At 69.7% G+C, this 13,954-nt stretch carries 14 protein-coding genes; 8 read left to right on the forward strand and 6 right to left on the reverse strand.

The window, feature by feature from the left end; translation table 11 throughout:
- Positions 1-11: 11 nt before the first annotated feature.
- Together OU416_RS34625 and asnB are read right to left on the reverse strand one after the other, a co-directional pair.
- Positions 12-764 (reverse strand): SDR family oxidoreductase, encoded by a 753-nt coding sequence (locus tag OU416_RS34625; RefSeq protein ID WP_270931294.1) that lies wholly within the window; start codon positions 762-764, stop codon positions 12-14.
- Positions 765-910: 146 nt separating this feature from the next.
- Complete coding sequence (gene asnB / locus OU416_RS34630) at positions 911-2,839, reverse strand: asparagine synthase (glutamine-hydrolyzing) (protein WP_270931295.1); 1,929 nt, start codon at positions 2,837-2,839, stop codon at positions 911-913.
- Positions 2,840-3,397: 558 nt separating this feature from the next.
- On the opposite strand from asnB, the gene ctaC reads away from it, so the two are divergent.
- The 3 genes from ctaC to OU416_RS34645 all read left to right on the forward strand — a co-directional run bounded on the left by ctaC (position 3,398) and on the right by OU416_RS34645 (position 5,176).
- Complete coding sequence (gene ctaC, locus OU416_RS34635) at positions 3,398-4,354, forward strand: aa3-type cytochrome oxidase subunit II (RefSeq protein ID WP_270931296.1); 957 nt, start codon at positions 3,398-3,400, stop codon at positions 4,352-4,354.
- Positions 4,355-4,396: 42 nt separating this feature from the next.
- On the forward strand, positions 4,397-4,795 hold the full coding sequence (locus OU416_RS34640; RefSeq protein ID WP_270931297.1) for a cytochrome c oxidase subunit 4: 399 nt from the start codon (positions 4,397-4,399) through the stop codon (positions 4,793-4,795).
- 96 nt (positions 4,796-4,891) lie between these two features.
- Positions 4,892-5,176 carry an Lrp/AsnC family transcriptional regulator gene (locus tag OU416_RS34645; RefSeq protein WP_093158894.1) on the forward strand — a complete coding sequence of 95 codons (285 nt, stop codon included), beginning with the start codon at positions 4,892-4,894 and terminating at the stop codon, positions 5,174-5,176.
- A gap of 31 nt (positions 5,177-5,207) precedes the next feature.
- Here OU416_RS34645 and trpD read toward each other — a convergent pair whose 3' ends face one another.
- The 3 genes from trpD to OU416_RS34660 form a co-directional block, all read right to left on the reverse strand.
- Complete coding sequence (trpD, locus tag OU416_RS34650; RefSeq protein ID WP_270931298.1) at positions 5,208-6,242, reverse strand: anthranilate phosphoribosyltransferase; 1,035 nt, start codon at positions 6,240-6,242, stop codon at positions 5,208-5,210.
- Positions 6,243-6,373: 131 nt separating this feature from the next.
- Entirely contained in the window at positions 6,374-6,781 is a 408-nt protein-coding gene (locus OU416_RS34655; RefSeq protein WP_270931299.1) for a hypothetical protein, read from the reverse strand.
- A gap of 114 nt (positions 6,782-6,895) precedes the next feature.
- Positions 6,896-7,333 (reverse strand): hypothetical protein, encoded by a 438-nt coding sequence (locus OU416_RS34660; protein ID WP_270931346.1) that lies wholly within the window; start codon positions 7,331-7,333, stop codon positions 6,896-6,898.
- A 95-nt stretch (positions 7,334-7,428) separates the two neighbouring features.
- On the opposite strand from OU416_RS34660, the gene ctaE reads away from it, so the two are divergent.
- The 5 genes from ctaE (at position 7,429) to OU416_RS34685 (ending at position 12,232) form a co-directional block, all read left to right on the forward strand.
- A complete protein-coding gene (ctaE, locus tag OU416_RS34665) occupies positions 7,429-8,037 on the forward strand; it encodes an aa3-type cytochrome oxidase subunit III (protein WP_093158887.1) in 609 nt (202 codons plus the stop codon).
- An 88-nt stretch (positions 8,038-8,125) separates the two neighbouring features.
- Positions 8,126-8,932 carry a cytochrome bc1 complex diheme cytochrome c subunit gene (gene qcrC, locus OU416_RS34670; protein WP_270931300.1) on the forward strand — a complete coding sequence of 269 codons (807 nt, stop codon included), beginning with the start codon at positions 8,126-8,128 and terminating at the stop codon, positions 8,930-8,932.
- A complete protein-coding gene (gene qcrA / locus OU416_RS34675) occupies positions 8,929-10,050 on the forward strand; it encodes a cytochrome bc1 complex Rieske iron-sulfur subunit (protein WP_270931301.1) in 1,122 nt (373 codons plus the stop codon). Before qcrC ends, qcrA begins: the two co-directional genes overlap by 4 nt.
- A complete protein-coding gene (gene qcrB, locus OU416_RS34680) occupies positions 10,047-11,708 on the forward strand; it encodes a cytochrome bc1 complex cytochrome b subunit (protein WP_270931302.1) in 1,662 nt (553 codons plus the stop codon). Before qcrA ends, qcrB begins: the two co-directional genes overlap by 4 nt.
- Positions 11,709-11,806: 98 nt before the next feature.
- The gene (locus OU416_RS34685) at positions 11,807-12,232 is read left to right on the forward strand and encodes a PPOX class F420-dependent oxidoreductase (protein WP_270931303.1); all 426 of its coding nucleotides are present in this window, start codon (positions 11,807-11,809) and stop codon (positions 12,230-12,232) included.
- 1 nt (position 12,233) lies between these two features.
- Here the strand turns inward: OU416_RS34685 and OU416_RS34690 are convergent, their stop codons facing one another.
- Positions 12,234-13,952 carry a DEDD exonuclease domain-containing protein gene (locus OU416_RS34690; protein ID WP_270931304.1) on the reverse strand — a complete coding sequence of 573 codons (1,719 nt, stop codon included), beginning with the start codon at positions 13,950-13,952 and terminating at the stop codon, positions 12,234-12,236.
- Positions 13,953-13,954: the final 2 nt, after the last annotated feature.

Genomic DNA, 13,954 nt, shown 5'->3' on the forward strand with positions numbered 1-13,954 from the left:
CCAATGGGCGATCACTGGTTCAGCCAGTCCTGCCAGGTGGGGCCTTCGGTGGGGTGGTCCGGGAGGGTGAGGGCTCCGGCGCGGAAGGCCTTGCCCAGGGCTCCTGGGACGTGCAGGGGGAACTGGGACTTGCGGTGGCCTCGGGCTTCGAGCCAGGCCGTGGCGAGCTCCTTGAAGGTCATGACCTCGGGGCCGCAGACGTTGGTGATCTGCTTCGACGGGCCCGCCGCCAGGTTCTCCGCGATGGCCCGCGCCACCACGCCGGGGTCGACCGGCTGGCCGGGCACCTTCGCCGGGACCGGCATCAGCGGGAGTCGGGCCGCTCCCGAGAGCACCATGTCGATCGCCGGGTAGAACTGCGTGGCGCGCACGATCGACCACGGCACGCCGTCGCGCACCAGCTCCTCGCCCGCGAGCTTCTGCTTGAAGAACTTCCACGGGATGTCGTCGATGCCGACGATGGACGCGAACAGCAGGTGCCCGACGCCGGCCCGCCGCGCCGCGTCGCGGAGCCGCTGGGTGCCGTCCACATCGGTCCGCTGCGTGTACTTGCCCTTGTACGGGCTCGAAGCCAGGTGCGCGATCGCGTCGACGTCCCGCACCGCGTCGTCGAGACCCTCCCCGGTGGCCAGGTCCGCCTGGCGCCATCCCGCGTCCGGCGCCGCTCGCCTGCTCATCCGCACCACGTCGTGCCCGGCCTCCAGCAGCGCCGGAACCACCTGCTGCCCCAACGTCCCGGTCGCGCCGGTGACGAGAATCCGCATCATGTCCTCCTGTCGTTCACCGGGAGGACGGAGCGGTGCGGCGAAGTGTGACAGGCCCCGTGAGCGTTTCGGGGTGCTGTGGCGCCCCAAAACGCTCACGGCCCGCCCACCTCGGAAGGTGAGCGGGCCGTTCGCGGTGAGAAGCCTCAGAGGCGGACCGGGTAGTGCGGCTCCGGGACCTCGGGGGACAGGCGCCCCTCGATGAAGATGCCGTGCCAGAGCATGAACACCAGCAGCGCCCACAGGCGGCGGCTGTGGTCCAGCACGCCGGAGCGGTGCTCCTCCAGCAGCTGCAGCACCGCGGTGCGGTTGAGCAGGTGGTCGGTCTGCGACTGCTGGATGATGTTGCGCGCCCAGTCGTGCATCTCGTCGCGCAGCCAGTGCTTGATCGGCACCGGGAAGCCCAGCTTGCGCCGGTTGATCACGTGCGCCGGGACCACCTGGTACATCGCCTGGCGCAGCGCGTACTTGGTCGTCTCCTTGGTGATCTTCTGCTCCAGCGGCACCGTGCTGGCCACCCGGAAGACCTCCGGGTCCAGGAACGGCACCCGCAGCTCCAGCGAGTTGGCCATGGTCATCTTGTCGGCCTTGACCAGGATGTCGCCGCGCAGCCAGGTGAACAGGTCCACGTGCTGCATCCGGGTCACCGGGTCCCAGTTCGCCGACTGCCGGTACGGGCCCGCGGTGACGTCGCGGTGCGACACGCCCGGGTCGAAGCTGCGCATCACGTTGCGCAGCTGGTCGTCCCGGAAGATCCGCGCGTTGCCGTAGTAGCGGTCCTCCAGGCTCAGCGCGCCGCGGCGCAGCAGGTCCTTGCCGCGCACGCCCTCCGGGATCGCGGTGGAGACCCGGCCCATCGCCTTGCGCAGCGCGCCGGGCACCTTCTCGAACGGCGCCAGCGACAGCGGCTCGCGGTAGATGGTGTAGCCGCCGAACAGCTCGTCGGCGCCCTCGCCGGAGAGCACCACCTTGACGTGCTGGCGCGCCTCGCGGGCGATGAACCACAGCGGCACCAGCGCCGGGTCGGCCACCGGGTCGTCCAGGTACCAGACGATCAGCGGCAGCGCCTCCATCATCTCCTCGGCGGAGACGGTGCGGACCACGTGCTTGACGCCGATCGCCGCCGCCGACTCGGCGGCCACGTCCACCTCGGAGTAGCCCTGCCGCTCGAAACCGGTGGTGAAGGTGATCAGGTTCGGGTTGTGCTCCTTGGCCAGCGCCGCGATCGCGGTGGAGTCGATGCCGCCGGACAGGAACGCCCCGACCGTGACGTCGGCGCGCATGTGCTTGGCCACCGAGTCGCGCATCACGTCGACGATCTCGTTGTGCAGCCGCCGCGCGTCGGCGTCGGTGTTGACCGGCCGGGAGTGGAAGTTCGGCTGGAAGTACCGCTCGGTGACCAGCTGGCCGCCGGGGGACACGGTGAACGAGGTGCCCGACTCGATGCGGCGGACCTGCCGGTGCAGCGTCTCCGGCTCCGGCACGTACTGCAGCTGCAGGTAGTGCTGCATCGCCTTGTGGTCGAGCTCCTCGGCGATGCGCAGCGTGCTGGCCAGGCTCAGCAGGCTCTTCTTCTCGCTGGAGAAGGCGGTGCCGCCCGGGCCCGCCGCGTAGAACAGCGGCTTGATGCCGAACGGGTCGCGCGCCCCGAAGACCACCTTGCGCTCGTTGTCCCAGATCAGGAACGCGAACATGCCGCGCAGCCTGCCGACCATGGACGTGCCGAGGTAGTGGTAGGCGGCGACGATCACCTCGGTGTCGCCGTCGGTGGAGAACCGGGCGCCGAAGCGCTCGATCAGCTCGGCGCGCAGCTCCAGGTAGTTGTAGATCTCACCGTTGAAGTTGATGGTGTACCGCTGCGGGGTCTCCGGCGGTCCCCAGGTCAACGGCTGGTGCGAGTGCTCCAGGTCGATGATCGACAGCCGGTTGAAGCCGAAGACGACCTCACCGCCCTGCCAGGTGTCGCTCTCGTCCGGTCCGCGGTGTCGCTGGCACGGCAGCGCGTTGGCCACCGCGTTGACCGCGAATCCGGCGTTCTCTTCCGTGGGACAGATCAGTCCAAGCAGGCCGCACACGCGTCTGGAGCACCTCTTCGAGTCGGCGATGTCGTCTCTCTGGAGCCTCCCCCCGAAGGCTGGCCCCAGTATGCCGTCCGCCCGCCCGCGCGCTGCACGCGCGGGGGAGCAGCTGTTCGAGCGCGCGAACTCCCGAGCGCACAGCGTGCTGGACAGGGCCTTCGGGGTTCCGCTGGGTAACCGGCCCTCGTCGAATCTGAACCAAGGTGTTTTGTCTTTGAAGCGGCGGAGCCGCTTAGCCCACCCTCGCAGCTGGCGCCGCCGCGGGTTCTCAGCGTTCGCCTGGCGAGGACGGCCCGGCCGCCGCGTATTGGTCATACATAAGGCCGGGCACCCGCAGTCCAGGCGGGCGCTGAGAACCCGCCACCCGCACCGCCACGCAAAACGAGTCCGTCAGACAAGTTCAGAGATCGATCGACGCCCCCGGAGCAGTATCGCGGCTACACCTGGGCTAGAGTCTGCGCAGGATTCCGGCGGCAGATCCGGCGGTCCGGCCTCGCGGCCGGGCTCGGATCACCCGGCCGCACCGGTGAGTTTTGCACGAGGAGGCGTCGCGCAGTGGGCCTGAAGGAGGGGACCCGAGTGCCACGGCTGGTCAAAGTCGCTGGGCTGATCGGCCTGGTTGGTGTCGCGGCCACGGGTTGCACGACCGATGAGGTCCTGCGGTTCGGTTGGCCGGAGGGTGTCACCCCGCAGGCCGATTCGATGCGGAACCTGTGGACTTGGTCGGTCATCGCGGCACTCGTGGTGGGCGTGTTGGTGTGGGGACTGATCTTCTGGTCGGTCGCCTTCCACCGCAAGAAGAAGGGTGACGAGGAGCTGCCCCGGCAGTTCCAGTACAACCTGCCGCTGGAGCTGATCTACACGGCCATCCCGTTCGTGCTGGTCGTCGTGCTGTTCTACTTCACGGCGGTCACCCAGAACTACGTGCTGGCCAAGCCCGCGAACCCGGACCAGAAGGTCAACGTGGTCGCGTTCCAGTGGAACTGGGAGTTCAACTACCCCGAGTACAAGACGCCGGACGGGCAGCCGGTGCGCACCGTCGGCAGCAGCAGCGAGATCCCGCTGCTGGTCCTGCCGACCGATGAGAGCATCGAGTACACGCTGAGCGCCACCGACGTCATCCACTCGTTCTTCGTTCCGGAGTTCCACTTCAAGCGGGACACCTTCCCGTACCCGAACAAGAACAACCAGGACAACGTCTTCCAGAACACCATCGCGCGCGAAGGTTCGTTCGTCGGCCGCTGCGCCGAGCTGTGCGGCACCTACCACGCGATGATGAACTTCGAGGTCAGGGCGCTGTCCCCGGACAAGTTCGACCGGTACATGCAGCTGCGCACGCAGGTCAACCCGGCGACCACCCAGCCGTACACGGCAGCGGAGGCGCTGACCCAGCTCGGCAAGGAGCGGCAGGACTGCGGCGAGCTGTGCGAGCCGTACGCGGTGACCGGCGTTCCGTTCAACACCGAACGCACCGGCGGAGCACCTTCCGGTCAGCTGGTCGGGACCAAGTAGTGGTGCCCTCGACAGGGCGTACGGCGTGAGAGCGAGGACTCCATGAAGATCGAATCCCGGATCTTCAACATCATCACCATCTTCTTCTTCCTGTCCGCGATCGTGTACGGGGTCTGGGCCAAGGAGCCGGTGGGCACCGTGGCGCTGATCCTGGTCGGCGGCCTCTCCCTGATCATCGGCAGCTACTTCTCGTTCGTGGCCCGCCGGATCGAGGACCGGCCGGAGGACAACCCGGACGCGGAGATCAGCGATGGTGCCGGCGAGCTGGGTTTCTTCAGCCCGGGCAGCTACTGGCCGGTCGGCGTGGCGGGGGCCGCTGCCTTCGCCGGTGTCGCCCTGGCGTTCTTCCACGTGTGGATGATCGTCCTGGCGGTCGGCTTCCTGCTGATCATGGTCGCCGGTCTGGTGTTCGAGTACCACACCGGCCAGGGCCACCACTGACGGAGAACTACTGATCAGGCCCCCGAGTCCCAAGGGACTCGGGGGCCTGATTCGGTCTAGCATCGGTTCCGCACCCAGCTGCAGGAGGTACTTCCCTTGATCACCGCGATCGTGCTGATCCAGACCGCCGCCGACCGGCTCGCCGAGGCGGCCCAGGAGATCGCCGACCTGGACGGCGTCGACGAGGTCTACTCCTGCGCAGGTGATGTCGACCTGATCGCGATGCTGCGCGTCCGCCGCCACGAGGACCTGGCCGACATCGTGCCGGGCCGGATCAACAAGGTGGCGGGCGTCCTGGACACCGACACCCACATCGCCTTCCGCTCCTACTCCCGCAAGGACGCGGAAGCTGCCTTCTCCATCGGGCTGGAAGAGGAGTGACGCCCCGGCGCTGACCGCCGCCGAGCGGTGGTCAGCGCAGCGCGGTCGACGTCCGCGCCCAGCGGCTCAGCAGCTCCGCGGCCGCACCGGAGTCGATCGCCTCCGCGACCCGGCCCAGCGCGGCCCTGAGCTGTGCGCTGATGTCCTCTCCCGGGCCGTCGTAGGCGACCATCGCGCCGGCCGCGTTCAGCAGCACAGCGTCGCGAACCGGGCCCTTGGCGCCCGCCAGGAGGTCGTGCACGGCCTTCGCGTTCACCACCGCGTCGCCGCCCTGCAGGTCCTCCGGCCGGGCGTAGGCGATCCCGAAGTCCTGCGGATCGATCCGGTCCTCGCGGACCATCCCGTCGTGGACCACCCACGCGGTGCTCGGCGTCGTGGTGGTGATCTCGTCCATGCCGTCGTCGCCGCGCACCACCAGCGCGGACTTGCCGCGGGCGGCGAACACCTCGGCCACCACCGGCGCCATCCGGCGGTCGGCGCAGCCGATCAGGCCCGCCACCGGGCGCGCCGGGTTGGTCAGCGGGCCCAGCAGGTTGAACGCGGTCGGGATGCCGATCTCGCGGCGCGGGCCGCCGGCGTGCTTGAAGCCGGGGTGGAACACCGGCGCGAAGCAGAACCCGATGCCGACCTCCTCGACGCAGCGCCGCACGCCCTCCGGCGGCAGGTCGATGGCCACGCCCAGCTCCTCCAGCACGTCGGCCGTGCCGCACTTCGAGGAGGCGGCCCGGTTGCCGTGCTTGACCACGGTGATGCCCGCGGCGGCGAGCACGATCGCGGCCATGGTGGAGATGTTCACGCTGCCGGAGCGGTCGCCGCCGGTGCCGACGATGTCCACCGCGCGCTGGGCGATGTCGACGTGGCGGGCGTGGGCGAGCATGGCATCGGCCATGCCGCGGATCTCGGCCGGTGTCTCGCCCTTGGCGCGCAGCGCGACGACGAACGCCGCGACCCGCGCCGGGGTGGCCTCCCCGGACATGATCAGGTCCATCGCCCAGGCGGTGTCCTCCGCGGAGAGGTCCTCACCCGCGACCAGGCTGCCCAGCAGTCCCGCCCAGCTTCCCGCCATGGTTCCCACGCTTCTTCTTCCGTGCTTAGACCAGCGGCGGACCCGAAGGCCCGCCGCGGAGTCATCTGGAGTTCCGGTACCCGCATCGCGCCGCGGGCAATCCGCGCCGGCGGGGTTTCACCCACCAGGGGTCAGGCCGGGACCGGCTTGCCGCTGGTGCGCAGCACCTCGGCGACGGTCTCGGCCGCGGCCAGCGGGTCGAGCGGGTGCACCAGCACCGCGTCGGCCTGCGACCAGGTGGCCAGCCACCGGTCGTCCTTGCGGCGCACCGCCACGACCACCGGCGGGCAGTCGTCGATCTCGTTCTTCAGCTGCCGGGACACGCCCATGCCGCCGGTGGGCTGGGCCTCGCCGTCCAGGATCACCAGATCGGCCTTGCCCGCGTCGACCTCGCTGAGCACGTCGGCGACGGTGCCGACCTCCACGTAGTGCAGCCGGCCCAGATCCGGGGCCGGGCGCCGGCCGATCGCTGTGATGATCGCCTCCCGGACCTCGGGGCGGTGGCTGAACACGAGAACGGTGGTGGTCGGTGCGCTCATCGACGGCTCCTCAGTGTCTGCGGGACGCCCCGGCGGTGGGCCGGGCGAGGTCGCGAACTTCCCCGGATGCTAGCGGCCGGACCGGGACGAACAGTAGTCGCCCGGCGAAATCGATCAACCCGGCGCGCCGGGGCCCGGCTGCAGCGCGTCCCAGCCGTAGACCTGGCCGCCGTGCCGCTGGGCGAGCCCGGCCATCCGCGAGCTCTCCTGTGAGCAATGCAACGCATCGAGTTGCTGAACACGCAGCGCGATCATCGCGGTCAGCCCGGGGTCGCCGAGCTCCGCGCCGCGCCCACCGGGGCGCAGGTCCCAGCCGTCGGCGCTCAGCAGGCCGCGAGCCGACTCGATCGAGTGATCCGGCAGCGCCAGGTGGTGACGCAGCACCGCAGGTAGTCCGGGTTGCCACTCATCCGCTCGGGCTAGTGCCGCCGAAGCCGCCTCGGTCTCGTCGTAAGCGATCACCACGACCCGCAGGGCCGGATCATCGGTGCTGATCACGGACCCGCGACGGGTGCGGCGGGCGGCCAGCCGGGCGGACCAGCGGGCGCGGATGCCTTTCACGGTGCGTCACCTCCGGATTGCGATCCGATCACCCCTCGGTCGACCTGGTGGACCCGAAGGCGCGAGCGGAAAAGCTGCAAGACATAATGCGTCGCGTGACAACGGCAGCGCCCTCAATCAGTCAACGCGTGCACTCGCTGAACCGACCGAACATGGTCAGCGTAGGCACCATCGTTTGGTTGGCCAGCGAGCTGATGTTCTTCGCTGGGCTCTTCGCCATGTTCTTCACGGTGAAGGCGCAGAACGAGGGGCCGTGGCCGCCAGCGCCGACCCATCTGAACCTCGCGTGGGCCCTCCCGTTCACGGTGATCCTGGTTCTGTCCTCGTTCACCTGCCAGTGGGGCGTGTTCGCGGCGGAGCGCGGTGACGTCTTCGGCCTCCGCCGGTGGTACGTCCTCACGCTGCTCATGGGCTCGGTCTTCGTCTTCGGCCAGGCCTACGAGTACGTCGAGCTGGTCAAGCACGGGACCACCATCGCCTCGTCGGCGTACGGCACGGTCTTCTACATGACGACCGGCTTCCACGGGCTGCACGTGATCGGCGGGCTGGTCGCCTTCGTCTTCCTGATCATCCGGACGAAGCTGAGCAAGTTCACGCCCGCGCAGGCCATCGCCGCGATCGTCGTGTCGTACTACTGGCACTTCGTGGACATCGTGTGGGTCGGCCTGTTCGCCGTGATCTACCTCGTCCCATGATGACGAGGAGCCGAGTCTCCTCGATCGGCTTCTCCGAACGAGGTCGAAACAGAACTCCCCGAACCGGACAGCAAGGGTTGCCGCTCTCATGACCACCAACAAGAAACGGAACCGCGCGGGCTCGAAGCTCAAGAGGCGGATCTCCGGTGTGCTGGCGCTGGGCATCGCGCTGGTGGGTGCCGGTGGGCTGTACACCGTCGTGACTCCCGAGCCGCAGACCGCGCAGGCCGCTGCGGAGCCGGCTCTGGTGAGGCAGGGCGAGCAGCTCTACAACAACGCCTGCATCTCCTGCCACGGCACCAACCTGCAGGGCGTCCAGGACCGCGGACCGAGCCTGGTCGGCACCGGCGAGGCCGCCGTGCACTTCCAGGTCTCCACCGGCCGGATGCCGATGGTGCGCCAGGAAGCGCAGGCGATGCGCAAGCCGCCGAAGTTCACCCCCGAGGAGATCGACGCGCTGGGCGCGTACGTGCAGACCTACGGCGGTGGACCGGAGTCCCCGAAGCAGGCCGGCGAGGCGCTGCGCGGCGAGGACCCGGCGCGCGGCGCTGAGCTGTTCCGGCTCAACTGCGCGTCCTGCCACAACTTCACCGGACGCGGCATCGCGATGTCCTCCGGCAAGTTCGCGCCGAACCTGCACGAGTCGACCGAGCAGGACATCTACGAGGCGATGCTCACCGGGCCGCAGAACATGCCGAAGTTCTCGGACCGGCAGCTCACCCCGGAGGAGAAGAAGGACATCATCGCCTACGTCAAGTCGGTGACCAACGGGAACAACAACCCCGGCGGCAACGACCTGGGCGGTTATGGTCCGGGAACTGAAGGCGTCATCGCCTGGGTGGTGGGCATCGGCGCGCTGATCGGCCTCACCCTGTGGATCGGAGCCAGGGCATGAGTGAGCAGAACAAGGAATACACAGAGGCCGAACTGGCCGAGATGAGCCGCGACGAGAAGATGCGGCTCGGCCTGGCCCTCGACGACGTCGAGCTCGTCGAGTACCAGGAGCAGTGGCCCGTCAAGGGCACCCGCGCGGAGCGCCGCGCGGAGCGCAACGTCGCGGGCTGGTTCGTGCTCTCCGGGCTGTCGGCGCTGGCGTTCATCGCGGTGTTCGTCTTCTGGCCGTGGGACTACGTCCCGCCGTCGGACGAGCGCGGCTACTTCATCTACTCGCTGTACAACCCGCTGGTCGGGTTCTTCTTCGGGCTGTCGATCCTGGCCGTGGGCATCGGCGTGGTGCAGTACCAGAAGAAGTTCATCCCGCACGAGGTCGCGGTCCAGCAGCGCCACGACGGGCACGCCTCGGAAGAGGTCGACCGCCAGACGGCCGCGGCCATCCTGGCCGACGCCGGTGAGAAGAGCGGCATCGCCCGCCGGTCGATGATCAAGCGCACCGCCGGTTTCGGCGTCGGCGCGTTCGGCCTCGGCGCCGGTGTGGTCGCGATCGGCGGCTTCGTCCGCAACCCGTGGGCGACCACCGGGCCGGAGTCGCTGCAGCACACCGGCTGGCTGTCGGAGACCGGCGAGAAGACCTACCTGCGCCGCGACACCGGCAACAAGCACGAGGTCTCGCTGCTGCGCCCGGAGGACATCGACGCGGGCGGCTTCGAGACGGTCTACCCGTTCCGGGAGTCCATGCGCGGCACCGAGGAGCTGGAGACCTCGCTGCGCAAGGGCGACGCACCGGTCATGCTGATCCGGCTCCGCCCGGGCAGCAAGCCGGTCAAGCGCAAGGGGCAGGAAGACTTCAACTACGGCGACTACTACGCCTACTCGAAGATCTGCACCCACGTCGGCTGCCCGACCTCGCTGTTCGAGCAGCAGACCGGGCGCCTGCTCTGCCCGTGCCACCAGTCGCAGTTCGACGTGGTCAACACCTACGCGAAGCCGGTCTTCGGTCCGGCGACGCGGGCGCTGCCGCAGCTGCCGGTCACGGTGGACGAGGACGGCTACTTCGTGGCCAAGGGCGACTTCATCGAACCGGTGGGTCCGGCTTACTGGGAGCGTAACGCATGAGCTCGATCACCCAACCGACGAAATCGGAGAGCGCCGCGTACCGCAAGATCGCCACGGCGGCTGACGAGCTCGACTCGCGCTACCGGGTGGCCAAGGGCATGCGGCGGCAGCTGAACAAGGTCTTCCCCACGCACTGGTCGTTCCTGCTCGGGGAGATCTGCCTCTACACGTTCATCCTCCTGATCGTCACGGGCGTCTACCTGACCCTGTTCTTCGACCCCTCCATGGAGGAGGTCGTCTACGAGGGCGTCTACCAGAACCTGCAGGGCATCCCGATGTCCCGCGCGTTCGAGAGCACGCTGGACATCTCCTTCGAGGTGCGCGGCGGTCTGTTCGTCCGGCAGCTGCACCACTGGGCGGCGCTGATCTTCGTCGCCGCGATGATGCTGCACATGTTCCGGATCTTCTTCACCGGTGCGTTCCGGCGCCCGCGCGAGGCGAACTGGACCATCGGCGCGCTGCTGCTGATCCTGGGCATGTTCGAGGGCTTCTTCGGCTACTCGCTGCCGGACGACGTGCTGTCCGGTACCGGTATCCGCGCCACCATGTCGGGCATCGTGCTGTCGATCCCGGTGCTCGGCACCTGGCTGCACTGGGCGCTGTTCGGCGGGGAGTTCCCCGGCACCGAGATCATCCCGCGCCTGTACGTGCTGCACATCCTGGTCATCCCGGGCATCATGCTCGGCCTGGTCGCGGCGCACCTGGCGCTGGTCTGGTACCAGAAGCACACCCAGTTCCCGGGCGTGCGGCGCACCGAGAGCAACGTCGTCGGCGTCCGCATCATGCCGGTCTTCGCCCTCAAGGGCGGTGCGTTCTTCGCACTGGTCACCGGTGTCTGCGCGATCATGGCGGGTGTCTTCCAGATCAACGCGGTCTGGCACATCGGTCCGTACAACGCCTCGCAGGTCACGGCGGCTTCGCAGCCCGACTGGTACCTGATCTGGGCGGACGGCATCCTGCGCGTCTGGCCGGCCTGGGAGCTGTACCTGGGGCCGTACACGGTGCCGCCGGTGTTCTTCGCCGGTGCGATCGGGATGGGCATCCTGTTCACCACGCTGATCGCCTACCCGATGCTCGAGCGCAAGCTGACCAAGGACAACGCCCACCACAACCTGCTGCAGCGGCCGCGCGACGTGCCGGTCCGGACCAGCCTGGGCGTGATGGCGCTGACCTTCGTCGGGGTGCTGTTCATCTCGGGCGCCAACGACATCGTGGCGTTCCAGTTCAACATCTCGCTGAACCTGATGACCTGGTTCGGCCGGATCGGCCTGCTGGTGCTGCCGCCGATCGCCTACTACATCACCTACCGGATCTGCCTGGGCTTGCAGCACAGCGACCGCGAGGTGCTGGAGCACGGCGTGGAGACCGGCATCATCAAGCGACTCCCGCACGGTGAGTTCATCGAGGTCCACCAGCCGCTCGGCCCGGTGGACGACCACGGCCACCCGGAGCCGCTGCCCTACCAGGGCGCTCCGGTGCCGAAGAAGATGAACAAGCTCGGCGCCGCGGGCAGCCCGGTCGAGGGCAGCCTGCTCCGCCCGGACCCGGTGGACGAGACCACCGCTCTGGAGCGGGCGCGGCACGAGCACGCCGCGCGCGATGCGGAGTCCGAGGAGCGCGAGCTCACGGCGGGCAAGCCCCAGCAGCCCACCGAGTGAGGCTCTAGCCGCTGTCACCGAACGAGGCCCGGTACCCCTGGCGGGGTGCCGGGCCTCTTCGCTGCGCGGGTGTCGGTGCGGGCACCTACGTTGGCGGCATGACTTCGATCGACGATCCGGAAGTTCGCGCCTTCCTCGAAGCGGGCACCCGCACCGGCATGCTCGGCTTCACCGCCGCCGACGGGCGCCCGCTGGTGGCACCGGTGTGGTTCGTGCTGGAGGGCGGCGAGGTCGTGTTCAACACCGGCAAGGACACCGCGAAGGGCCGGGCGATCGCCCGCGACCCGCGGGTGGTGCTCTGCGCGGACCTGCCCGAGCCGCCGTTCGCCTTCGTCCAGGTGCAGGGCGTCGCGGAGGTCTCGGAGGACCCGGCCGAGCTGGTGCGCACCGCGACCCGCATCGGCGGCCGCTACATGGGGCAGGACCGGGCGGAGGAGTTCGGCCGCCGCAACGGGGTGCCGGGCGAGCTGGTGGTGCGCATCCGCCCGACGAAGGTCATCGCGTCCCTGGACATGACCGCCTGAGTCAGTCGACGGCGGCGTAGGGGGTGCGGCCGTTGATGGCCTTGTCGAGCCAGGTCTGCCAGGAGCCCGCGGCGCTCGCGGGCTCGTCCCAGGGCGTCGAGCAGCGGACCAGGCGGGTGCCGCCGGTGGTCAGCCAGCGGTAGACGACGCGGGCTTCGTCGGCGCTGGTGCCGCGCAGCGGTCCGGGGCCGGGGATGACGGTTTCCGCCGATGCCTGCAGCAGGTCCACGACGGGCATCGGCGGCACGCCGCGCCGTGCGTTGCCCGCGGCGGCGAGCTTGCCGTGGCGGATCACCGACAGGTGCCAGCCGCCGCGACCGTCCGGCCGGGCCGCGACCAGTTCCGCGACCGAGGCCAGCGCGGCCAGCCGCTGGCCCCGGTCCAGCGAGCGCACCAGGCCGGCGAGCTGGTCGCGGTGCGCGGCGGCGTCCTCGAACCGCTGAGCCGCGGAGAGGCGGTCGAGCTCAGCGCGCAGGCGCTCCAGCACGACGACGCTGCGGCCGCCGATGACCTCGCGGATGGAGATCACCTCGGGTTCGTACTCCGCAGCGCTCTGGAGACCGGCACAGGGCGCCCCGCAACGCCCCAGCTCGTACAGGGCGCACGGCCGGCCCCGCGGGTCGCGCGCCGAGATGCGTTCGGTGCACCGGCGCACCGCAGTCACCGCTTGCAGCGCCTCGGCGGCGTCGGCCGCGGTGTGGCGGGAGCGGAAGGGGCCCAGTGCGCCGGGTTTCGGGGAGCGCACGATCGACAGGCGCGGGAACGGCTCGTCGGTCAGCACCACCCACCAAGCGCGCTGCGGGTGCTTGGAGCGGCGGTTGTAGCGCGGTTGGTGCGCTGCGAGCAGCCGCAGCTCGCGGACCTCGGCTTCCAGCGGGTGCGCGCACTCGACGTGGTCGACGCGCTCGGCGATCGCCACCATCTCCTTGACCCGGCTGCGCCGCTCGCCCGCGGTGAAGTACTGCCGGACCCGGCGCCGCAGGTCGGTCGCGGTGCCCACGTAGAGCACTTCGTCGTTGGGCCCGCGGAACAGGTAGACCCCGGGCGCGTTCGGCAGCCGGTCGGCGAGCCCGCGCTTGCCGCGCTGCTGCGGGGTGACGTCCGGCAGGTGGCTGAGCAGGTCCTCCAGCGTCCGCAGACCCAGCGCGCCGACCCGCTCCAGCAGGGAGTGCAGCACGTCGACGGTCGCGCGGGCGTCGTCCAGCGCCCGGTGCACCGGTTCGGTCCGCGCGTTGAGCACGCGGGCGAGCGTGCCGAGCTTGTAGTTGGGCGTCTCGTCCCTGCTCAGCACCCGGCGGGCCAGCCGGACGGTGTCCACGACCTGCGGTTTCGGCCAGCTCAGGCCGAGCCGTTCGCAGTTGGCGCGCAGGAACCCGATGTCGAACGGGGCGTTGTGCGCGACCAGCACGCAGCCGCGGCAGAACTCCAGGAAGGCGGGCAGCACGGTGTCCATCCGGGGCGCGTCGACCACCATCGCCTCGGTGATGCCGGTGATCGTCACGATCGACGGCGGGATGCCCCGCTCCGGGTTGACCAGGGTGGCGAACTCGCCCAGCACCTCGCCGCCGCGGATCTTGACCGCGCCGATCTCGGTCACCGCGTCCTGCGCGCGGTCACCGCCGGTGGTCTCCAGGTCGACGACCACGAAGGTCACCTGGTGCAGCGGGACTTCCTCGCTGGTCAGGATCTCGTCGAAGGACAGCTGCGGGTGCGCGGACATCG

Source organism: Saccharopolyspora indica, assembly GCF_027853965.1.
Classification (GTDB): domain Bacteria; phylum Actinomycetota; class Actinomycetes; order Mycobacteriales; family Pseudonocardiaceae; genus Saccharopolyspora; species Saccharopolyspora indica.

What these genes read in the sequence shown, in the direction of transcription:
- qcrB (WP_270931302.1), top strand. Translation starts at nt 10,047, where the DNA reads ATGAGCTCGATCACCCAACCGACGAAATCGGAGAGCGCCGCGTACCGC.
- ctaE (WP_093158887.1), top strand. Translation starts at nt 7,429, where the DNA reads ATGCGTCGCGTGACAACGGCAGCGCCCTCAATCAGTCAACGCGTGCAC.
- qcrA (WP_270931301.1), top strand. Translation starts at nt 8,929, where the DNA reads ATGAGTGAGCAGAACAAGGAATACACAGAGGCCGAACTGGCCGAGATG.
- OU416_RS34625 (WP_270931294.1), bottom strand. Translation starts at nt 764, where the DNA reads ATGCGGATTCTCGTCACCGGCGCGACCGGGACGTTGGGGCAGCAGGTG.
- trpD (WP_270931298.1), bottom strand. Translation starts at nt 6,242, where the DNA reads ATGGCGGGAAGCTGGGCGGGACTGCTGGGCAGCCTGGTCGCGGGTGAG.
- OU416_RS34690 (WP_270931304.1), bottom strand. Translation starts at nt 13,952, where the DNA reads ATGTCCGCGCACCCGCAGCTGTCCTTCGACGAGATCCTGACCAGCGAG.
- OU416_RS34655 (WP_270931299.1), bottom strand. Translation starts at nt 6,781, where the DNA reads ATGAGCGCACCGACCACCACCGTTCTCGTGTTCAGCCACCGCCCCGAG.
- OU416_RS34640 (WP_270931297.1), top strand. Translation starts at nt 4,397, where the DNA reads ATGAAGATCGAATCCCGGATCTTCAACATCATCACCATCTTCTTCTTC.
- OU416_RS34685 (WP_270931303.1), top strand. Translation starts at nt 11,807, where the DNA reads ATGACTTCGATCGACGATCCGGAAGTTCGCGCCTTCCTCGAAGCGGGC.
- qcrC (WP_270931300.1), top strand. Translation starts at nt 8,126, where the DNA reads ATGACCACCAACAAGAAACGGAACCGCGCGGGCTCGAAGCTCAAGAGG.